Consider the following 20,390-nt stretch of genomic DNA (forward strand, 5'->3'; position numbering starts at 1 on the left):
CCGCGTCAGCAGGGTTTTTCGGCCTTCATTCAGGGGTTGCCCATGTCGAAATATCGCCGCTCGGAAGTGATGACCGCCTGTGTGCTGCTGGCACCGTTTGTGATCGTCTATGCGGTCTTGTTCGTCTATCCGACGCTGAAAATGGTGGCGATGACCTTCACCAAGGCCCCGTTGATTGGCGAAGGCGAATGGGTTGGCCTGAAGAACTACGCCCGGCTGTTCAAGGACAAGCTGTTTTTCAGCGCCGTCACCAACACCTTCTATTTCGTGGCACTGACGGTGATCCCCTCGACCTTGCTGGGGCTGTTTGTGGCAATGGGGGTCAATCGGCTGAAAGGCTGGTTGCAAAGCGTGGTGCTGGCCTGCTTTTTCATCCCCTATATCTTGCCGGTATCTGTGGTCTATCGCACCTGGAACTGGATGCTCGACAGCCAGTTTGGCATCGCACAATACCCCATCGCGATGATCGTTGGCGGCAACGTGCCGATCTTCCGCACGGTTTCCTTGTTCATGCCAACGGTGGCGTGGATCACGGTCTGGTGGCTGATCGGCTTTAACATCCTGCTGTTCATCGCCGGGCTGCGCAATATCTCGTCCGAGATATACGAGGCGGCACGCTTGGACGGTGCGACCCGCTGGCAGATGTTCCGCCGCATCACTTGGCCGCTGATCTGGCCGATCACCGTGCTGGTGGCCACCATCCAACTGATCATGCAGTTGAAGATTTTCGATCAGGTCTATCTGTTCGCCCAAGGCGGGCAGGCGGATCGCACCATGGTGCTGGTGCAACTGATCTACCGCTCGGCTTTCCAGAAAAATCAGGGCGGCTATGGTGCGACGGTCGCGCTGATCCTGTTCCTGCTGATCGTGGTGCTGTCGGTGCTGCAATATCAACTTTTGCGCGCACGGGGTGAGAAATGACGGCGATTGCCAACCCCGCCGCCCGCCGCATCCGCCGGATAAACCTTGCTGCCGGTGCCTTGACGGCGCTGATCGTGCTGGCGGCGATCTTTTGGGCCTTCCCGATCTACTGGGTGCTGGTCACAACGCTGAAACCCGAGCAAGACATCGTGCGCCCCGGTATTGAACTGTGGCCGGATCGACTGACGTTTGACGCTTATACCCATGTGTTGTTCAACACCCAGATCGGCCAATGGTATCTGAACTCATTGGTGACGGCGGGCTCGGTGACCTTCGCTGTGGTGCTGATGAGTGCCGCTGCGGGCTATGCCATTTCGCAACTGGAATTTCCGGGCCGCAGGGTGCTGTGGTGGCTGATCCTTGCCAGTTTCATGGTGCCAATCCCGGCGCTGATCGTGAACCACTTCGTGCTGATGAGCCAATTCAAGCTGCTGAACACTTGGGCCGGGGTGATCTTGCCACAGCTTTTGGCCCCGGTCACCGTGATGATCTACAAACAGTTTTTCGACAGCGTTCCCAAAGAGTTTCGCGAGGCGGCGGTGATGGATGGTGCGACGCAAATGCAACTGTTGTTCCGTCTCTATCTGCCGATGAACTGGGGCATCACCACCGCTTTGGCGATCATCACCTTCATCGGTGCGTGGAACCAGTTTCTCTGGCCCTTCCTTGCGGTGACCACGCAAGACAAGATGAACGTCACAGTTGGGATCACCCAAGTCACCGATGCCTTCGGGGTGAAATACGCCCGCGATCTGGCTTCGGCGGTGTTGGCGGGGCTGCCGGTGGCCTTGGTTTACCTGATCTTTCAACGCCGGGTGACGCAGGCGATCATGCTGACGGCGGGGATTAAGGGATGAATGGTTTGCGAAGGGAGTGCGCCTGATGGCTTCGGTCGAGTTGCAAAATATCAGCAAGGTGTTCGGCGGCCTGCGGGTGATCGACAATCTGAACCTGACTGTGTCGGATGGCTCGTTCACCGCCTTGCTAGGGCCGTCGGGGTGTGGAAAATCCACCCTGCTGCGGATGATCGCGGGGCTGGAGCAGATCTCGGAAGGCCGCGCGCTGATTGGCGGCGTTGACATCACTGATGAGGAACCGGCGCGGCGCAAAGTGGCGATGGTGTTCCAATCCTACGCGCTTTACCCGCATTTGACGGTGGAAGAAAACGTCTGCTTCTCGCTGTCGCTGGCCGGGATGCCGAAAGCCGCGCAAAAAGAACGCGCCGCCGGAGTGGCGAAGATGCTGCAACTGGAACCGCTAATGGCCCGCCGCCCGGCGCAGCTTTCCGGCGGGCAGCGCCAGCGCGTCGCGATTGGCCGGGCCTTGGTGCGCAACCCGGAAGTGTTCTTGTTTGATGAGCCGCTGTCGAACCTTGACGCCATGCTGCGGGTGCAGATGCGGCTGGAACTGGCCAAGTTGCACAAGGATCTGAAAACCACGATGATCTATGTAACGCATGATCAAGTCGAGGCGATGACCTTGGCCGATCAGATCGTGGTGCTGGAAAAGGGCAAAATCCAGCAGGTCGGCTCGCCTTGGCAGTTGTACAATAAGCCAGCCAATCGCTTTGTCGCCAGCTTCATCGGCTCACCGGGGATGAATTTTCTGCGCGGACAAGCCGAACCATCGGCGTTGGGGCTAAGTCTTACTCTGGCTGATACCGCGCGGGTGGAGTTGCCCGCGCACATCATGGCAACGCCGCAATCGGTCGAACTTGGCATCCGCCCCGAGCATCTGCACCTGGTGGCGGCTGGGGCCGGGGATATTGCGGGAAAGGCCTTGCTGGTCGAATATCTGGGCAATACGTCTTACGCCTATATTGAAACTGCGTTGGGGCAGGTGATTGTTGAAGCCGATGGGTTGGAGGGTATCAGGCCCGGCACCCCGGTTGGTCTGCGCATTGATCGCGACAAGGCACATGTGTTCCATCAAAGCGGCATGGCGTTGTCACGGGCCTAAGACTGCGCAAGGGGTCTTTGTGGGCTTCAATCAGCAAGTCAGCCGAGGCCTCAGCTTACAAAAATCTTATTTTGCCGCCAAGCCGCGCGATTTGCACGGCTTGGGTTCTTATGGCGGCTCAGCATCGAAAACGCGTTTACGCAGCGCGAGAAGCAGATACTTTCGATCCTTATAAACCTGAACCGCTTTAAGCGACTTCCCCCATGGCGCGCGAGGCCAGCAGCCGTGCCATTGTCTCGCCCATGCTGGACGGGTTCGGCGCAACCGTGATGCCTGCGGCTTCCAGCAACACCACCTTTTCCTGCGCACTTTCGCCAAAGGCGCTGACAATCGCCCCGGCATGGCCCATCTTGCGACCTTTCGGTGCCGACAGCCCAGCGATATAGGCGACCACAGGCTTTTTCATATGATCGCGGGCATAGATCGCGGCTTCCGCCTCTTGTGGCCCACCAATCTCGCCAATCATCATCACCGCATCCGTTTCGGGGTCAGCCTCAAACAGCGCCAGAATATCGCGGAAACTGGAGCCATTGATCGGATCGCCGCCAATACCGACAGAGGTGGAAACCCCAAGCCCAAGGTCCTTCAACTGGCTCGCCGCCTCATAGCCCAAAGTGCCAGACCTCCCGATGATGCCAATCCGTCCGGCCAAATAGATATGCGGTGGCATGATGCCCATAAAGCCCTTGCCCGGCGAAATCACCCCCGCGCAATTCGGCCCGATCAGCCGTAGTTTACGCTCCGCCGGATAGCGGCGCAAAAACCGCTTCAGCTTCATCATGTCCTGACTGGGGATACCGTCGGTCACGCAAACCGCCGTCTTAATCCCCGCATCGGCAGCCTCCATAATCGCATCGGCGGCGAAGGGCGGCGGGACGAATACGAGGCTTGCTTCCGCCCCGGTCGCCTCCACGGCCTCACGCACGGTGTTGAACAAAGGCAGGCCAAGATGGGTCTCGCCGCCCCTGCCGGGGGTGACGCCACCAACAACATTGGTGCCGTATTTGATCATGTCGGCGGCGTGAAAGCTGCCGATGCGGCCCGACATGCCTTGCACAATAACGCGGGTGGCTTCTGTGATGAGAATGGCCATGAGTTCCTCCTATGCAGCTTGACGGGGGCGGGAAGTCGAGGCGGCGACGGCGGCGGCCGCAGCCTCGGCCAAAGTGTCGGCAGAGATCAGCGGCAAGCCTGACGCCGCAATGATCGCGCGGCCCTCATCGACATTGGTGCCCGCCAAACGCACCACGACGGGGATCGTCAGCCCGACCTCGCGATAAGCCTGCACCACCCCTTCAGCGACCCAATCACAGCGGTTTATCCCCGCGAAGATGTTGACCAAAATCACCGAGACATTGCCATCCGCCAGCACTGTGCGAAAGGCGCGGACCACACGCTCGGGGCTGGCCCCACCGCCGATATCGAGGAAATTGGCAGGCTCGCCCCCCGCCAGCTTGATCATATCCATCGTCGCCATCGCCAGACCCGCGCCGTTGATGATGCAACCTATATCGCCATCAAGCCCGACATAAGACAGCCCATGATCGCCCGCCGTGGACTCGCGCGGGTCTTCTTGGCTACGATCCCGCAACTCGGCAATTTCGGGCCTACGAAACAACGCGTTGGTGTCAAACGACATTTTCGCATCCAGCGCCACCAGATCACCGGTGCCGGTGATCACCAGCGGATTGATTTCCACCATCACCGCATCCAGATCGCGGTAGGCGCGGTAGCACGCGCGCAGAGTCGCAACCATCTGCGCGATCTGGCCCCCCTTCAACCCCAGCTGGAACGCGAGTTCCCGCGCCTGAAACTCCGACAACCCCACCGCCGGATCAATCGTCATCCGCCGCAAGCTGTTCGGATCGCTTTCGGCCAGATCCTCAATCTCAATCCCGCCATGCGCCGAGGCCACGATCATGATGCGTTCTGATTGCCGATCCAGCACGAAGCCTAGGTAAAGTTCCTGCGCAATCTCGGACGCGGCCTCCACCCAAACCCGGTAAACCCCCTTGCCTTTGGCATCGGTCTGCTTGGTAACCAACTGCTTGCCGAACAAAGTTCCGGCGAAAGCCTGCACCTCATCGGGGGTGCGACACAGTTTGACCCCGCCCGCAGCTCCGCGCCCACCGGAATGGATTTGCGCCTTGACCACCCAAGCTTTGCCGCCCAACTCCCGCGCCCGGTAGCCTGCTTGTTCCGGGCTGTAAGCCAAGCCACCTCGCGGCACGGGAACGCCGAAACGCGCCAGAATTTCCTTGGCCTGATACTCGTGAATGTCCATGTTTTCCTCCCGGATGGGCTCATCGCTTCCTGCGGGCGCTTTTCGCAGCGCAGAGGGACCGCAGGGACCGACAAGCGATTGGTTTCAGCGCGCCGCAATCGCGTCGGCAAGCACCAGCACGTTCATTGCCATTTTCGCAGACGCCGCATCAATCATTCGGCCATCCAAAGATGCAGCGCCCTTGCCCATCGCGGCCGCCTTCTTCAATTCCTCAATGATCCGCCGCGCACGCGTAACTTCGGTATCCGGCGGCGAGAACACCTCATTCGCCAAGGCCACTTGGCTGGGATGGATCGCCCATTTGCCCTCGCAGCCCAACGCCGCTGCCCGACGCGCGCCATCTTTATAGCCCTCAGGATCGCTGAAATCGCCAAACGGACCGTCAATCGCGCGCAAGCCATACGCCCGGCAAGCCACCACCATCCAGCTGATCGAGGCATGCCACTGATCACCCGGATAATGTGGGTTCAAGCCGCCGATATTGGTCGTGCGCGCCCGCATCGAGGCCGAGAAATCCGCGACGCCAAAGTGCAAAGCCTCCAGCCGCCCGCCAAACTGCGCGATGGCCTCAACATTGGCCATGCCGAGCGCGGTCTCGATCAGCGCCTCAAGGCCCACGCGATTGGTCAGTCCTTTGGCCTGCTCGATCTGATTGACCATCGCTTCGACCATATACAGATCGCCGGTGACCCCAACTTTTGGCACCAGCAATGTATGCACGCGTGACCCTGCCTGCTCCATCACATCGACCACATCGCGGTACATATAATGCGTATCAAGCCCATTGATCCGCACCGAAACTGTTTTGCCCTTGCCTGCCCAATCAATGTCATTCAACGCCTGAATTGCATTCTTGCGCGCCTGTTCTTTCTCGGAAGGCGCAATCGCATCCTCCAGATCTAGGAAAACGTAATCGGCGGGGCCTTCGGCGGCCTTGTCGATCATCGTGGGGTTCGAGGCCGGAACCGCCAGTTCGGAACGTTGCAGCCGGGGTTTGCGAAGCGGGTAAAGCGTGTGGCTCATCGGTAATCTCCGGGTTATTCTGCTGCAAGGTGAATGGGTTGTGCGGCTGCCGCGAAGACGGTCTGCGCCGCCGCGACGCCCGAGCCGTAGGTCAGACTGACCCCCGCCTGAACCAGAGCCAGCTCGGCCAAAGCAACCGCGGTCAGGCAGGTGCCCTCGTTCAGATCGCCGATATGGCCGATGCGAAACACTTTTCCCGCCAGTGGCCCAAGGCCCGAGCCGAACGAGGCATTGTAGCGGTCATAGCCAATGCGGATCACTTCGCGGGCATCGACACCCTCGGGGGTGCGGATGGCGGTGACGGTATCAGAGGCCAGCGACGGATGCTCGGCGCAAGTTTGCAGACCCCAAGCGCTGACAGCGGCGCGGACGCCTGCGGCAAGTCGGTGATGGCGCGCAGTGATGTTTTCAAGACCTTCCTCCAGCATACGGTCCAAAGCTTTACGAAGCCCGTGCAGCAGTTGCGTCGGTGGGGTGTAGGGAAAATAGCCGCCGACATTGTGCTTCAACTGATCGGCGAAATCGAAATAGCAGCGGCGTCCGGTGGCAGTTTTGCTGGCGGCCAGAGCCTTCTCACTGACCCCCAAAATCCCCAAACCGGCAGGCATCATGAAGCCCTTCTGGCTGCCAGTGACTGCCAGATCGACGCCCCAATCCTCCATCCGAAATTCCAGACAGCCAATCGAGGATACGCCGTCGACGAACAACAACGCATCATGCATTGCCTCATCCAAAACCCGCCGCAATGCCGCCACCGACGAAGTTACCCCCGTCGCAGTCTCGTTATGGGTCAGGAACACCGCCTTGATCTCACCGCGCTTATCCGCCCCCAAACGGCGGGCAAATTCGCTGATCGGCGCGCCCGCACCCCAAGCGAGGTCGATCACCTCGACATTCAGCCCCAGCCGTTGCGCCATATCAACCCAAAGGGTCGAAAACTGACCATGCCGCGCCATTAACACCTTATCACCCGGCGAAAGCGTGTTGGTAATCGCCGCTTCCCAAGCCCCGGTGCCAGAGCCTGAGAACAGCATCACCTCTCCGCTCGCGGTGCGGAAAATCTTTTTCAGATCGCTGAACAGCCCCAGATTGCCCGCGCCAAAATCATGTGCGCGCTGATCCTGCATCGGCACATTCATGGCTTGCCGCACGACTTCCGGCACGTTGGTCGGGCCGGGAATGAAAAGATGATTGATGCCAGTACGCATGTGCCCCCACAGTTGTTGCCTTGTGATGGCATTGATAAAAAATTGTGCAAAATGAAAATTGGTTGTGCTGTGAATGCGAAAGTTTACAAAAGTACAAATCTGTAATATTGTAAACCTGACAAATTATGGATTGTGTGCGACTGTATGCAGAAGACCTTCATTGGCCCGCATTTAAGGCGTTTACGGTTGGAACGCTCGGAAACCCAAGCCGCGATGGCGCGGGCTTTGGGCATCTCGGCATCTTATGTCAACCTATTGGAAAACAATGAAAGATCTGTATCTGTCGCGATCTTGCTGCGGTTGTTCGATATCTATGGTGTCGATTGGCGCGATATCGCGGAAGAAGACAGCACCAGCCAGTTGGCCGATCTGCGCGCGGTCATGGGTGATCCCTTGTTTACAGAAATTCGACCAGAAATCGCTCAAATCCGCGCGGCGATTGTGCATGCGCCTGCAGTGGTTCAGGCGTTCCTGACGCTCTATCGCGCCTATCAATCGGTCGGCGATCAACTGATGTCGCTGTCGCAAAATGACATCGCGCAGACCACGACCTCGCCCGAGGCGGCGGTACATGACGTGTTTCGCCGCAATCGCAACCACTTTGCCGCACTGGAAACCGCAGCCGAAGCGTTCTGGGGCAGCGCCGCCGTGCCGCGCGATGATGTCTATACCGCCCTTAAACAGCGCCTTGCCCAAAAGCTGCGCGTCACAGTGCGGCTGGTCCGCGTCGAAGATCTCCCCGGCGCGCTTCGGCAATATGACGAGATGCGGCGTGAAATCCTGCTCTCCGAAGCTCTCGATCACCCGAACCGTGTCTTCCAACTGGTCCATATGCTGGGCCTGCTGGAACAGCGCCTGCTGATCGACACTTTGGTGCAAAAATCCGGCATCATTGATCCGCGCGGCACCGCCCGGCTGCGGGTAGAGCTGGCAAATTATTTCGCCGCCGCCATACTGATGCCTTACGCCAGCTTCCTGCAAGAAGCCCGCGCCGCGAAATATGATTTCGACCATCTCGCCACCCGCTTTGGCGTCAGCTTTGAGCAAGCCTGCCACCGTGCCACCACTATGCAACGCGAGGGTGCTATGGGCGTGCCGTTTTTCTTCCTGCGCATCGACAAGGGCGGCAATGTCTCCAAACGCTTCAACGCCACCGATTTTCATCTGGCCGAATACGGCGGCGCCTGCCCGCGACTGGATGTACACACCAGCTTCCGCACGCCGGGGCGGATCATCCCGCAGTTTGTTGAGATGCCGGATCGCAGCCAGTTCTTCGTATTCGCCCGCACCGTAGATCGCCCGACATGGGAGCGTCACAGCCAAGACAACCGTTTGGCGGTGGCGATGGGCTGTGCGGTGCAACACACGCCCGAGATCGGCTATGCCGAAACCTTCAACATGGCGCATGCAACGATCACCCAGATCGGCATCAACTGTCGGATTTGCCCACGCGCGCATTGCGATCAGCGCGCGCATCACGCGGCGATCCTGACCCAGCCGATTGACGCGCATCGTCGCGGGGCAACCCGGTATGATGGTTAGACGCGGGCGATAGTTAGCTCTGCCGCACGGGCAGGTTGTGCTGACGATCCACCCAAAGCAGCCCGGCCCCCCCAAGCAACGCCAGCGCACTGCCGATGATGGCGACGGTTTCATAGCCGCCCATCGTCGTGCCAATCGCAAAAGCCGCAGCCCCCAGCACATCAGACACCAATTTTTGCAGTGCAAGCATCGCGCCTGCCGTGCCGGGGCGGCTGTGCATCAAATCCTGATAATAGCTGATTGGCAGGCTGATGATCGCGGTGCCGCCAATGCCAGCCACCAGCGGCATAACCCAGATCCAAGCGCTATCGCACAGCATCGGCAACGCCAGCAGATGCAGAGTGTAAACCGCGCCTCCCACCGCCAGCAAGCTCGCGCGGCGGAACCTGCCCGCGACCCGCGACAGCAGCAACAGGCACGGAACCTCCCAGCCAGCCACAAGCCCGACATAGAGCGCGACATCCGACGCATCGCGGACGGGTGAGTCCTCAAACACCAGCGAAATCAGCACCATATACAGGATACCCGTGGCACTGATCGCCCCCAACAGCAGTAAGCGCAACAGGATGCTCGGATGCGCGATTTCCTTAAACGCTTGTGTAAAGTTCAACCCTGATCGCTGATCCGCCCAGTCGGTAGCCCCATCCCTTGGCCAGCTAAAGTACACCAAAGCCACCAGCCCAAAACTCGCCATTCCCGCGCTGAGATAAATCGCCAGCACGTCAATCCGGGCGGCAAAGCCAAAGGTCCAGAACACCAACATCGCGAGGAAGCTGATCGACATTGCCGACCGTAACGCCGCCTGCACCGTATCGCGGCTGTGGCTGGCGGGGGTGGCAAGGCGGGCCAGCGCAAACAACTGACCATATAGACTAGAGGCAACGGGCAGCAAAATCCCGTGGCACAGGATCAGGCTGATCTTGCCGGGCAGCGCGATCATCAGCACCAGCCCGATCAAGCTCGCCATCGTCGCAACCAAAGCAATCCGCCGCCGATTGCCGCGCTGATCGCCTAAGATGCCAAACAGCACCGAAGCACTGACAGCGATGATCGAGGCCAGCACTAGAACCAGCGCAAACGCGGGCTTGCTCAGACCAATCCGCTCAATCGCGATCAGTGATTGATAGGGGTAGACCGAGGCATTATGCGCGCCCAAAAGCAATAGCGCCAGAAAGATCATGCGCAGCGCGGGTTGGCGAAAGATCAGGACAAGGGCGGACAAGGCAGGCTTTCCGAACACAACGTGCTATCGCTAACGAGACAGGGCGGGGAAGTCCAGATCACGCGGCACGAAACCAAACCGGTGTGCCGTCTTGGGCCCCATCGAGGGGCCACGCAACGGCGTTGCCACGGTTGGCGGCATTCGCAAGCTTGCCCCCAAGCGCCGAAAAGCGCCCCTACCAAATTGCTCTTTTCAAAATACTCCCGCCGGAGGCTCCGCCCTATCCCCCAGCGCACCCCGTCATATCCATCCCCCGGCAGCGCCGCCGAGCGGCCCCTCGATGGGGCCCGAGGTGGCTCCTGTTTCAGGTCAAACCGCAGGAATAACTTTCCCCGGATTCATCCGTCCCTCGGGGTCCAGCGCCGCCTTGACGCGGCCCATCACTTCCAGCGCCACCGGGTCTTTCCGCCGCCGCATTGAGGCCAGCTTTGAGAGCCCCACGCCATGCTCGGCCGAGAAACTGCCGCCCAAAGCCTGCACCTCATCCTCCACCGCTCCGACCACGCGGTCATACAAAGCCGCAGAATCGTCCGAACCGAACACTGTGAAATGGATATTGCCGTCGCCCAAATGCGCCACTGAAAGCGTCTCTGCCCCCGGGTCAAGATCGGGCAGGCGGGCATGAATACGCTCAAAGAACACAGCCACCGCATCGACGGGCAGGCAAATGTCGGTGTCAATCGCTGGCTGTCGCGCCACGGTGATCTCTGCCGCCAACTCCCGCCTTTGCCACATCGCGCGGCGCTGCGCCTCGGATGCTGCGATCTCGGCGTCCAAAATCATCCCCTCGGCCAGCATCTCGGCCAGCACCTCCTCCAGCATCGCGGCCAGCGGCAAAACCCCCTCGGCACCCGTCAAACCATCCGCCGGACGGGTGCTGCCCAGTTCCACCAAAATGTTCACCGCTTGCCGGGGGCTGAACGGCTGGCGAATATCCGGCCGCGCCTCAGCCAGCCTGCGCATGTAGGTTTCCGGCATATATTCAAAGGCTTCCACCAAACCGCCCGAGACCACCTGCAAGCGATTGAGCAGCACCAAAGCATCTGGCAAAGACCGCGCCGACAGCGTGGCCGTCGCATAAGCACGCGGCCGTGGCACCAACTTCATCACCGCAGCAGTGATCACTCCCAACGTGCCTTCCGCCCCGATGAACAGGTGTTTCAGATCATAGCCGGAATTATCCTTGTGCAACTGGCTCATCAGGTTCAGCACACGCCCGTCCGGCAAAACCACCTCCAACCCGAGACACAGCGCCCGCGTCGAGCCATAGCGCAGCACATTCGAGCCGCCCGCATTGGTCGAAAGCACGCCGCCGATCATCGCCGATCCGCGCGCGCCAAACCACAGCGGAAAATACAGCCCCTCGGCCTCGGCGGCCTCGTGCAGACGGTCGATCACCACGCCTGCCTCAACCACCGCAATCCGCGCACCGGCTTTGACCTCGCGGATGCGGTTCAACCGCTCCACCGACAGCATCAACCCGCCATGGGTCATCGCACCACCAACCAGTCCGGTGCGCCCCGACACTGGCACCACCGCCACGCCATGCTTGGCCGCAATCTGCATCACCGCCACCACCTCGGCGGTCGATCCGGGGCGCACGGCGGCCACCGGGTCCGAGGTGTAATGGGTTGTCCAATCCGAACGATAGCGCTCCAGATCAACCCCGGTAATCACGTGGGCGGCCCCAAGCGCCTCGGTCATGTCGGTCAGAAGGCTCATCTGCGTCTCCGGTGTTTTCAGCGCAGTTTCACTTAAGCCTCAGCGGACGCAAGGGCGCTCATCAAGCAGCCTGCTTTCTTCGCATTGCCATCCCAATAAGCGAGGAAAGCCGTAAGGCTTGAGGAGCGGCTAGCTGGCCACCTTTGCCAGCAATTCTTGCACCTTCGGCCCCAGCGTATCCAAAATCTTCGCCACCCCCTTGGCATTGGGATGAATGCCATCTGCCTGCATATATTCCGGATCGAGCAGGCGGGTTTCTTGGTTGATCACCGGGAAGAAGAAGTTATCCGCCAACACCGCACCATATTTCGCCGCCAGATCGGGGTACATCGCATCAAACGCTGTCTTGAAATCCGCGCCGTAATTCCCCGGCGCGCGCAAAGACACCAACAAAATCGGCAGCCCCCGCGCCTGCAGCTCGGCCAAAATCGCATCCAGATTGGCGCGACTGCTGGCCGGATCAATCCCGCGCAGCATATCATTACCGCCCAGATTGACGATCACCGCATCAACATCAGGGCTCAGAGACCAATCAATGCGCGACAGCCCGCCCGCCGTGGTATCGCCCGAGACGCCCGCGTTGATGATTTTTACATCCGCACCCTTCGCCGCCAGCCATGCCTGTAATTGCGGCACAAAGCCCTGATCACTGGGCAGGCCGTAGCCCGCCGTCAGGCTATCCCCCAGCGCCAGCACGGTGGTTTCGGCGTAAGCGGGCGACATCAGCAGAAAAATCCCCGCCGCCACATTGCGAAACGCCCGCAGCGGCGCATATGTGAAGCGGGGCAGCAGGAAGTGAAACATGACTGAGACCGTTCTGGCGTTAGAGGATGCTTGGCTGACCTTGGCCGGAACTGCAGGCCGCGTCGATATCCTCAAGGGCATAACTCTCAGCGTCGGGCAAGGCGAGAGCCTAGGCTTGGTTGGCCCCTCCGGTTCGGGCAAATCTTCGTTACTGATGCTGATGGGGGGCTTGGAGCGGGTGTCCAAGGGTCGGGTTTTGGCCTTGGGCCAAGACATCACTGGGCTTGATGAAGACGCTCTGGCCAAGTTTCGCCGGGGCAGGATGGGCGTGGTGTTTCAATCTTTCCACCTGATCCCCACCATGACCGCCTTAGAAAACGTCGCTTTGCCGATGGAGATTGCCGGGGTCAAAGACGCTTTCCCCCGCGCGAAAGATGAACTTGACGCCGTGGGTCTTGGCGCGCGGATGCAGCACTATCCCGCCCAGCTTTCTGGAGGCGAACAGCAACGCGTGGCTTTGGCGCGCGCCGCCGCCCCGCGTCCGGCGATCCTGCTCGCCGATGAGCCGACCGGAAACCTTGACTCTGTCAATGGCGCCGCGATCATGGAGCTGATATTTGGGTTGCGCGACCGCCACGGCGCGACTTTGGTGCTGGTCACCCATGCCCCGGAACTGGCCGCGCGCTGTAGCCGCGTGGTCCGCTTGGTCGATGGCCGCATTGACGGAACGCCAGCATGAGCTTCGCGCTTGCCGCCCGCATCGCGCGGGCCGAATTGCGTGGCGGTCTGCGCGGCTTCTGGGTGTTTCTCGCCTGTCTCGCGTTGGGTGTGGCCGCGATTGCGGGCGTCGGCATGGTGCGTTCGGCGATTGAAGCGGGGCTGACCGATCAAGGCGCGGTGCTGCTGGGCGGTGATGCGCAGGTGGAATTTACCTATCGTTTCGCCACGTTAGAGGAGCGCGCTTTCCTAGATCAGATCGCCACAAAAACCTCCGAGATTGTCGATTTCCGCTCGATGGTCGTGGCCGGCGCTGCGCATGTGCTGACCCAAGTGAAAGCGGTGGATGACAACTACCCGCTTCTCGGCTCGGTGCAGCTTGAAGCCAGCGATCTGGCAACGGCGCTAAGCGGCACCGGTGCTGCAATGGACGGCATCCTCGCCGACCAGATCGGGCTGAAACTCGGCGACCGTTTCAAACTCGGCGCGCAAGAGTTCACCCTGCAAGGCCGCATCCTGCGCGAACCGGACTCCGCTACCAGCGGTTTCGCCCTCGCCCCCCGCACCATCGTAAAAACCCAAGACCTCGCCCAATCTGGCCTGCTCGAACCCGGCACATTGTTCGATTCCTCCTATCGCCTGCTGCTGCCCCCCAACGCTGACCTCGCCACCCTGCAAACCGAGGCCGAAGCCAAATTCCGCGATTCCGGCCTGCGCTGGAGCGATAGCCGCAAAGCCGCCCCAAGTGTCGCCCGCTTTGTCGACCGCATCGGCGCGTTCCTGATCCTTGTCGGCCTCGCTGGTCTTGCGGTCGGTGGAGTAGGCGTCGCTGCCGCCGTGCGATCCTACCTGGATGCGAAAATCGCCACCATCGCCACCCTGCGCACCTTGGGCGCAACCGGCGGTCTGATCTTCCAAAGCTACCTCATTCAAATCGCCGTCCTCACAGCCCTCGGCGTCACCGTTGGCCTGATCTTGGGCATTGCGGTCCCGATCGTCCTCGCCGGACCCATCCAAGCCGCCCTGCCATTCCCCGCCCAAATCGCCCTCTACCCCCGCCCGATCATCGAGGCCGCATTCTACGGCATCACCTCGGCCTTCCTGTTCGCGCTGTGGCCCCTCGCCCGCAGCGAACAGGTCCGCGCCGCAGCGCTGTATCGCGGCGGCCTCACAGGCGGCTGGCCCCGCGCGCGCTATGCTCTCGCCATATTGGCATTGGCCGCGCTCTTGGTCGGCGGCGCAGTCTTACTGTCTGGCACCGCAAATCTCGCCCTCGGCACAGCAGGCGGCGTGATCGGCGCGCTCATAGTGCTCGCTTGCGCCGCTTGGGGCCTGACCCGCCTTGCCCGCCGCCTTGCGCGCCGAAGCAGATCGGTCACGATGCGCCTCGCCCTTGCGTCGATCGGAGCCCCAAGGGCCGAAACCATGCAAGTCGTCCTCGCCCTCGGTCTTGGCCTCACCGTCCTCGCCGCCGTCGGCCAAATCGACACCAACCTGCGCGCGGCGATCAGTCGCGATCTGCCCACCCGCGCACCCGCGTTCTTCTTCGTTGACATCCAGCCCGATCAAATCGACGGCTTTCGCGCCAAACTTGCCGCCAACCCCGCCGTCACCAAGGTAGAATCTGCGCCGATGCTGCGCGGCATCATCACCCAGATCAACGGCCAAGACGCGCGCCGCGTCGCGGGCGAGCATTGGGTGCTGTCTGGCGACCGCGGCGTGACCTTTGCCGCAAGCCAGCCCGCCAACACCAAGCTGACCGCAGGCACATGGTGGCCCGATAACTACCAGGGCCCACCGCAAATTTCTTTCGCGGCAGAGGAAGCCGAAGAACTCGGCCTGAAACTCGGCGATCAGCTCACCATCAACATCCTTGGCCGCGACATCACAGCCAGCATCACCAGCCTGCGCGTCGTCGATTTCTCCAACGCCGGTATGGGCTTTGTGCTGACCCTCGACCCCGCCGCCGTCGCCGGCGCGCCGCACACCGACATCGCCACCGTCTATGTCAATCCGGGGGCCGACCCCGGCGCGGAAGCGTCAATTCTGCGCGAAATCGCCACCGCCTATCCCAACATCACCGCAATCAGCGTGAAAGCCGCCATCGGTCGCGTCACCGAAGCGCTCACCGCCATCGCCCAAGCCACCACCATCGCCGCCATGGCAACCCTGCTCACCGGGTTTGTCGTGCTGATTGGTGCTGCCGCCTCGGGTGAGCGCGCCCGTGTCTACGAGGCCGCCGTGCTGAAAGTGCTCGGCGCATCCCGCGCCCGCATCCTGCTTAGCTTCGCCCTACGCGCCGCGCTGATGGGGGCCGCAGCAGGTATCGTCGCCATCATCGCGGGCGGCATTGCCGGATGGGCGGTGATGCGCTTTGTGATGGACAGCCCTTATGCATTCGAGCCTGTGTCGGCCCTCACCATCGTTCTGGGCGGCATCGGGGCCACGCTGCTTGCCAGCCTGATCTTCGTCCTGCGCCCGCTTGCCGCCCGCCCGGCGCAGGTATTGCGGTCGCAGGAATAACGCTGTGGAATATATATTCTAGACTATGCGCCTTTGACACGCTAGTTTCTGCCGATTTCTGCCGAGAATTTGCGCGCTATGCCGCGTTCTCGGCAATATCAGATTGATCTTGGCGGCAAATAGAATATCAGTTCTGCAAACGCAAACCCAGTCGGGGCTGCTGCTTTAGGAGGACGACATGACAGTAAAATTCGGGCTTTTGGGCGCGGGCCGCATCGGCAAGGTCCATGCCAAAGCCGTCACAGGCGATGCGGGTGCGCAACTCGTTGCCGTGGCCGATGCCTTCGCGGCAGCCGCCCAAGCGATTGCCGATCAATACGGCTGCGAAGTCCGCTCCATCGACGCGATCTTGACGTCCAAAGACATTGACGCCGTGGTGATCTGCACCCCGACCGACACCCATGCCGACCTGATTGAGCAATTCGTCAAAGCGGGCAAAGCGGTATTCTGCGAAAAGCCGATTGACCTGTCGCTCGCCCGCGTCAAAGCCTGCCTCGAAGTTGTGCGCGCCCACAAAGGCACGCTGATGGTCGGCTTCAACCGCCGCTTTGACCCGCATTTCAAAGCTGTGCGCGCCGAGATTGACAAAGGCACCATCGGCACCCCGGAAATGGTGGTGATCACCTCGCGCGATCCGGGTGCGCCCCCGGTGGATTATATCAAACGCTCGGGCGGGATCTTCCGCGATATGACGATCCATGATTTCGACATGGCCCGCTTCCTTTTGGGCGAGGAAATCACCGAAGTTGTCGCCACCGCCGCCGTGCTGGTCGATCCGGCCATCGGCAAAGCGGGTGATTATGACTCGGTGCAAGTCATGCTGAAGACCAAATCCGGACGACAAGCGATGATCTCGAACTCGCGTCGCGCCACCTATGGCTATGACCAACGCATCGAAGTCCACGGCTCGCTGGGTGCGGTTTCCGCAGAAAACCAGCGCCCGGTTTCCATCGAAGTCGCCACCGCCGCAGGCTACACCCGCCCGCCGCTGCACGACTTCTTCATGACCCGCTACACCGAAGCCTATGCCGCCGAGATTGCCCAGTTCATCGCGGCGCTGGGTGGCAAGGGCAAAGCCGAGCCTTCGGGCGAAGATGGCCTGATCGCTTTGGGCTTGGCCGATGCCGCGCTGAAATCCGTGGCCGAGGGCCGCGTGGTGAAAATGTCCGAAGTGCTGTAACTTCGGTCTGACAAGACAAAGCGCGGCAGGGGAAACTCTGCCGCGCTTTGTATTTCACATTGGCATAAATATCCCCGCGCGGCGCGCATCCGACATCCGTGCAGGAAGCCTCCGGCGGGAGTATTTCAAAAAGAGCAATACCCGGAACCTACTCCGCCAATCCCGTACGCAGTTCTAACTCGATGATTCCCGGCGCGCGGCCGCTGGAGTCATCCTCCAATGCCGTCGCACTCCGGGTGGTCTGCCCGAACCCGGCCTCGGACAATGCCACCGACAAAGTCGAGCCGCCAAGGCCGCGGGCGGTATCCAGCGCGTCTTGCGCGAGGAAACTCAAATCCTCGACTGGCGATTGCGGCAGAGCAGGGGTCATCACCACGATCATCCGCTCATCGCCCAAAACATCCGTGCCGATCTTGAACAGGCCTTTTTTCAGCGTGTCACCGGGTTGCAACCGACCCGAAAACCAATGGCTGATCGCGTAGTCCGCAGCGATATAAAGCACGTTTATATCAACCGGTTGATCCATATTGTTGCGCGCCAGAATGTGCACCTGATCATCTGGCACCAAGCGCGGCACTTCCGCCGCCTTTGCCACCTTCAAACTGGCCTTATCCTTGCCCGTCAGCAGTTCAACATCGACATTCAAACTGCCGGACCCGACCGCCGTGCCCAGCTTTTGCAGATTGATCGCGCGCGCCATCGTGGTCAGGGTATCGGCCAAGACCTCCCCAAGCGCTTGCGGGGTCTTATCCGTAGTAGATACCGAAGGCGTGCTGGCGAAATCCGCAATCAGTCCAGTCGGCGGCAGCACCCAGATCGCATCTGGCCGCGGGCTGTCGTTGATCACAGCCAACCGCAGATCGGCTTCCTCACCCGCAGCGACATAGACCAGTCGAGGGCCAGAGGCCGCTTTTAGTGCCTCCATCGCTTGGGTCAAGGCGGCAACCACGGCGAAATCCTCCACCTTCGGCAAAGCCACCGTCAAAGTGAAATCCACATCACTGCCGATCTTACGCAGTAAAAATCCCTTCGGCAGTTCTGCAGGCAGCCCGGTGTCCACCGCCACGCCCTTGGCCGAAAACGTCTCTACCGAAGTCAGCTTCACAAACCCCAAAGCCGCTGTATCCGCATCGGTCGCCTTGGCCATCACCGCCAGAACTGCGCCCTCAGCCAGCCCATGCAAAGACCCCGCCGGGATGGAAAACTCCGTCCCTTCCAGCTCACCGCTCCATTGCGAAACCCGCGCCTGCGCTACCCCCGAAAACGCCACCCGGTCCAGATCGCCTTCAAACAGCGGCGTCGTCGTGGCCAGCCGCTTCGTGGCATAAGACCGCAGCACTTCCTGCCCGATCTGCCCGTAACTGGCCCCCAGATTCTGCGCCAATATCTCGAACAGAGTATAAGTGAACACGCCCTGCGGCACCCTCCCCGGTTTGCCTTTCGGCAGGTTCTTCTCGGGCGTCACCTCGTTGGTCTGCGCCGCAAAAAACGCCACGAAACTGCCCATGCCGGGCTTTGCGCTTTCATCAAACGGCGCTTCGGCGGCAGGCAAAGCCCGCGTTGAAACTTGCATCAACTCTGCCGGAATTCCCAGAGCGTCGGGCGGTAACGCGCGCAACCGCACATCGTCTTCCTCAATCCCCCGCGTCACCGTGCCGGAATGGCAGCTGTCAAACACCGCCCAGACATCCGCCCCCTTGGCGCGCAACCCGTCGATCATCGTGCCAATCTCGTCATCAATCAGCGCATTCTGCACATGGCCCACCGCATCATCCCAAGGCCCGATGTCCGAGGGCATGAAGGTCTCATCCAGCCCATCCAACTCGGTTTCAGGGTGCAAAGCCGGCGATTGCGAGCCATGACCCGAGAAATGCAGATAGACGAAATCACCGGGCCGCACCCGCACCGTCAAATCCGCCACCGCCGCCCGGATCGCCGCCAGTGTCGGAGCCTGCGCGCCTTGCACCCCATCCGCCAACACAATCACATCCTGCGCCGCAAACTTCACCGGGCTGGAGGTGGTGAGGTAAGTCCGCACCAGCCGCACGTCATTGGCAGGGCCCTTCAGCCAGTATTTCGGATCAAGGTTCTTGTATTCCGCCGCCCCGATCAGCAGTGCGTAATTCTCGCGCGCGAAACTGGGCGCAGCCAGCAGCGCCAAGACCAATCCCTTAACCCCCGCGCGCAGTTTTGCTTTCAGGGCCATGGCGTTAATTCGTCATAAGCGCGTAAGACGTATCCTGCGGGCCCGCGTTTTCCACCTGCATCACAAACCCCTCGCTGCCCGCCGCCGTCCAGCCACAATACGCAATCGGGCTAGGGTTGGTGTCGGCGCAGACCAATTGGCCCTTCGCGTCAAACACCCGCAGGTTCAGATCGGCCTCGCCCTGCGCCTCGACATAAATCTCGGCATAATCCCCCGCTGCAAAGCCGACGCTGGGGAAGCGATCCACCCCGCCGTTTGCCAATGTGCCAATGCTGTACATCGGCCCCGAGGCGACGCCCTTTATCCCTTCGGCCCGCACATCGCCGATCAGTCCGAGCAGCGCCGCATCATCCGCCACCAAAGCCTCGGCTGCAGCCAGCATCGCCTCCCATCCGAGCGGAGCCTCACCCTCGCCGCGAAACGCTACCGACTTGCGCAGCTTCGCCGCTGCGATCAGCAACAGGGGATCATCGGCCGCCACCCCCGCCGCATAAAGTTGCGCTGACAGTTCGGCAGTTTTCACCCCCGACAATGGAGCCGCCACCGCAGGCAAAGCCATCAGGATAAGCAAAAGCGACAGGCGCAGCATGTCAAAGCCCCGGGTTGAAATCACGCGCCAAAGATGCGGCGCGGCGCTGGTCCTGTAAAGTTGCCAAATCGCGGTGACGGCATTTGTCACGCGCTTAGAGCAAGTCACCTTCAATCGGGACCATATCCTGCGGCTTTGAAGTAGTTTCTGCATTCCTGGCTATGGAATAGATCGCAGACTGCACCGACGGCGGTCCAGAGGGCTTGGTACGTTCTGGCTGCGGCCTTGCGTATGAGTGTTTTCAGCTTGGAGAAGGCCATTTCTATCGGGTTCAGGTCGGGCGAATATGGCGGCAGAAAGATGAGGTCGTTGCCTTGCGCGCGCAGGAGTTCGATGGCGCGGCTGGATTTGTGGGAGGACAGGTTGTCGGCGATGACGATCTGGCCGGGCCTGAGGGCCGGGGCTAGCACATGCACAATGTAGGTGTCGAAACTGTCGCGGTTCATCGCGCCGTCGAGAACCCAAGGGGCGATCAGGCCGTCACAGCCAAGGCCCGCGATGAAGGTCTGGGTATGCCAGTGGCCAAAAGGCGCATGGTCGATGAGGCGCT

At 60.8% G+C, this 20,390-nt stretch carries 17 protein-coding genes; 7 read left to right on the top strand and 10 right to left on the bottom strand.

Translation table 11 applies throughout. The features are described 5' to 3' along the window. The first annotated feature begins 42 nt into the window (after positions 1–42). Genes ACP7AP_RS06795 through ACP7AP_RS06805 form a run of 3 tightly spaced genes read left to right on the top strand, consistent with a single transcriptional unit; the run spans position 43 to position 2,880 of the window. Entirely contained in the window at positions 43–921 is an 879-nt protein-coding gene (locus ACP7AP_RS06795) for a carbohydrate ABC transporter permease (protein WP_426033444.1), read from the top strand. Then, entirely contained in the window at positions 918–1,778 is an 861-nt protein-coding gene (locus tag ACP7AP_RS06800) for a carbohydrate ABC transporter permease (protein ID WP_426033445.1), read from the top strand. The genes ACP7AP_RS06795 and ACP7AP_RS06800 overlap by 4 nt, the downstream gene beginning before the upstream one ends. A 25-nt stretch (positions 1,779–1,803) precedes the next feature. Further along, a complete protein-coding gene (locus ACP7AP_RS06805; protein ID WP_426033446.1) occupies positions 1,804–2,880 on the top strand; it encodes an ABC transporter ATP-binding protein in 1,077 nt (358 codons plus the stop codon). 187 nt (positions 2,881–3,067) lie between these two features. On the opposite strand, the gene sucD is transcribed toward ACP7AP_RS06805, so the two are convergent. The 4 genes from sucD to ACP7AP_RS06825 all read right to left on the bottom strand — a co-directional run bounded on the left by sucD (position 3,068) and on the right by ACP7AP_RS06825 (position 7,395). Beyond that, entirely contained in the window at positions 3,068–3,973 is a 906-nt protein-coding gene (gene sucD / locus ACP7AP_RS06810) for a succinate--CoA ligase subunit alpha (RefSeq protein WP_426033447.1), read from the bottom strand. 9 nt (positions 3,974–3,982) lie between these two features. Next, positions 3,983–5,164 (bottom strand): malate--CoA ligase subunit beta, encoded by a 1,182-nt coding sequence (locus ACP7AP_RS06815; RefSeq protein ID WP_426033448.1) that lies wholly within the window; start codon positions 5,162–5,164, stop codon positions 3,983–3,985. Positions 5,165–5,248: 84 nt separating this feature from the next. Beyond that, a complete protein-coding gene (locus tag ACP7AP_RS06820) occupies positions 5,249–6,187 on the bottom strand; it encodes an HpcH/HpaI aldolase/citrate lyase family protein (protein WP_426033449.1) in 939 nt (312 codons plus the stop codon). 14 nt (positions 6,188–6,201) lie between these two features. Then, complete coding sequence (locus tag ACP7AP_RS06825) at positions 6,202–7,395, bottom strand: aminotransferase class V-fold PLP-dependent enzyme (protein ID WP_426033450.1); 1,194 nt, start codon at positions 7,393–7,395, stop codon at positions 6,202–6,204. Positions 7,396–7,539: 144 nt separating this feature from the next. On the opposite strand from ACP7AP_RS06825, the gene ACP7AP_RS06830 reads away from it, so the two are divergent. Further along, complete coding sequence (locus ACP7AP_RS06830) at positions 7,540–8,937, top strand: helix-turn-helix domain-containing protein (RefSeq protein ID WP_426033451.1); 1,398 nt, start codon at positions 7,540–7,542, stop codon at positions 8,935–8,937. Positions 8,938–8,950: 13 nt separating this feature from the next. Here the strand turns inward: ACP7AP_RS06830 and ACP7AP_RS06835 are convergent, their stop codons facing one another. The 3 genes from ACP7AP_RS06835 to ACP7AP_RS06845 all read right to left on the bottom strand — a co-directional run bounded on the left by ACP7AP_RS06835 (position 8,951) and on the right by ACP7AP_RS06845 (position 12,685). Then, the gene (locus tag ACP7AP_RS06835) at positions 8,951–10,159 is read right to left on the bottom strand and encodes an MFS transporter (RefSeq protein ID WP_426033452.1); all 1,209 of its coding nucleotides are present in this window, start codon (positions 10,157–10,159) and stop codon (positions 8,951–8,953) included. A 309-nt stretch (positions 10,160–10,468) separates the two neighbouring features. Next, positions 10,469–11,881 (bottom strand): FAD-binding oxidoreductase, encoded by a 1,413-nt coding sequence (locus ACP7AP_RS06840; RefSeq protein WP_426033453.1) that lies wholly within the window; start codon positions 11,879–11,881, stop codon positions 10,469–10,471. A 129-nt stretch (positions 11,882–12,010) separates the two neighbouring features. After that, positions 12,011–12,685 (bottom strand): arylesterase, encoded by a 675-nt coding sequence (locus ACP7AP_RS06845; protein ID WP_426033454.1) that lies wholly within the window; start codon positions 12,683–12,685, stop codon positions 12,011–12,013. On the opposite strand from ACP7AP_RS06845, the gene ACP7AP_RS06850 reads away from it, so the two are divergent. The 3 genes from ACP7AP_RS06850 (at position 12,684) to iolG (ending at position 17,045) form a co-directional block, all read left to right on the top strand. Continuing rightward, positions 12,684–13,364 carry an ABC transporter ATP-binding protein gene (locus ACP7AP_RS06850; RefSeq protein ID WP_426033455.1) on the top strand — a complete coding sequence of 227 codons (681 nt, stop codon included), beginning with the start codon at positions 12,684–12,686 and terminating at the stop codon, positions 13,362–13,364. The genes ACP7AP_RS06845 and ACP7AP_RS06850 overlap by 2 nt on opposite strands. Further along, positions 13,361–15,865 carry an ABC transporter permease gene (locus ACP7AP_RS06855; RefSeq protein ID WP_426033456.1) on the top strand — a complete coding sequence of 835 codons (2,505 nt, stop codon included), beginning with the start codon at positions 13,361–13,363 and terminating at the stop codon, positions 15,863–15,865. The genes ACP7AP_RS06850 and ACP7AP_RS06855 overlap by 4 nt, the downstream gene beginning before the upstream one ends. Positions 15,866–16,043: 178 nt before the next feature. Further along, the gene (gene iolG, locus ACP7AP_RS06860; RefSeq protein ID WP_426033457.1) at positions 16,044–17,045 is read left to right on the top strand and encodes an inositol 2-dehydrogenase; all 1,002 of its coding nucleotides are present in this window, start codon (positions 16,044–16,046) and stop codon (positions 17,043–17,045) included. 148 nt (positions 17,046–17,193) lie between these two features. Here the strand turns inward: iolG and ACP7AP_RS06865 are convergent, their stop codons facing one another. The 3 genes from ACP7AP_RS06865 to ACP7AP_RS06875 form a co-directional block, all read right to left on the bottom strand. Beyond that, a complete protein-coding gene (locus ACP7AP_RS06865) occupies positions 17,194–19,251 on the bottom strand; it encodes a caspase family protein (RefSeq protein WP_426033458.1) in 2,058 nt (685 codons plus the stop codon). A 4-nt stretch (positions 19,252–19,255) separates the two neighbouring features. Further along, positions 19,256–19,840: a hypothetical protein gene (locus ACP7AP_RS06870; protein WP_426033459.1), complete on the bottom strand. Its 585-nt coding sequence runs from the start codon at positions 19,838–19,840 to the stop codon at positions 19,256–19,258. Positions 19,841–19,950: 110 nt separating this feature from the next. Further along, a partial coding sequence (locus ACP7AP_RS06875) for a transposase (RefSeq protein ID WP_426033460.1) occupies positions 19,951–20,390 on the bottom strand: 440 nt, incomplete at its 5' end.

Source organism: Cypionkella sp. TWP1-2-1b2, from assembly GCF_049896245.1.
GTDB lineage: Bacteria > Pseudomonadota > Alphaproteobacteria > Rhodobacterales > Rhodobacteraceae > Cypionkella.

Excerpts from the sequence above, each read along its gene's own strand:
- ACP7AP_RS06795 (WP_426033444.1), top strand. The coding sequence starts at position 43 with ATGTCGAAATATCGCCGCTCGGAAGTGATGACCGCCTGTGTGCTGCTG.
- ACP7AP_RS06800 (WP_426033445.1), top strand. The coding sequence starts at position 918 with ATGACGGCGATTGCCAACCCCGCCGCCCGCCGCATCCGCCGGATAAAC.
- ACP7AP_RS06805 (WP_426033446.1), top strand. The coding sequence starts at position 1,804 with ATGGCTTCGGTCGAGTTGCAAAATATCAGCAAGGTGTTCGGCGGCCTG.
- sucD (WP_426033447.1), bottom strand. The coding sequence starts at position 3,973 with ATGGCCATTCTCATCACAGAAGCCACCCGCGTTATTGTGCAAGGCATG.
- ACP7AP_RS06815 (WP_426033448.1), bottom strand. The coding sequence starts at position 5,164 with ATGGACATTCACGAGTATCAGGCCAAGGAAATTCTGGCGCGTTTCGGC.
- ACP7AP_RS06820 (WP_426033449.1), bottom strand. The coding sequence starts at position 6,187 with ATGAGCCACACGCTTTACCCGCTTCGCAAACCCCGGCTGCAACGTTCC.
- ACP7AP_RS06825 (WP_426033450.1), bottom strand. The coding sequence starts at position 7,395 with ATGCGTACTGGCATCAATCATCTTTTCATTCCCGGCCCGACCAACGTG.
- ACP7AP_RS06830 (WP_426033451.1), top strand. The coding sequence starts at position 7,540 with ATGCAGAAGACCTTCATTGGCCCGCATTTAAGGCGTTTACGGTTGGAA.
- ACP7AP_RS06840 (WP_426033453.1), bottom strand. The coding sequence starts at position 11,881 with ATGAGCCTTCTGACCGACATGACCGAGGCGCTTGGGGCCGCCCACGTG.
- ACP7AP_RS06850 (WP_426033455.1), top strand. The coding sequence starts at position 12,684 with ATGACTGAGACCGTTCTGGCGTTAGAGGATGCTTGGCTGACCTTGGCC.
- ACP7AP_RS06845 (WP_426033454.1), bottom strand. The coding sequence starts at position 12,685 with ATGTTTCACTTCCTGCTGCCCCGCTTCACATATGCGCCGCTGCGGGCG.
- ACP7AP_RS06855 (WP_426033456.1), top strand. The coding sequence starts at position 13,361 with ATGAGCTTCGCGCTTGCCGCCCGCATCGCGCGGGCCGAATTGCGTGGC.
- iolG (WP_426033457.1), top strand. The coding sequence starts at position 16,044 with ATGACAGTAAAATTCGGGCTTTTGGGCGCGGGCCGCATCGGCAAGGTC.
- ACP7AP_RS06865 (WP_426033458.1), bottom strand. The coding sequence starts at position 19,251 with ATGGCCCTGAAAGCAAAACTGCGCGCGGGGGTTAAGGGATTGGTCTTG.
- ACP7AP_RS06870 (WP_426033459.1), bottom strand. The coding sequence starts at position 19,840 with ATGCTGCGCCTGTCGCTTTTGCTTATCCTGATGGCTTTGCCTGCGGTG.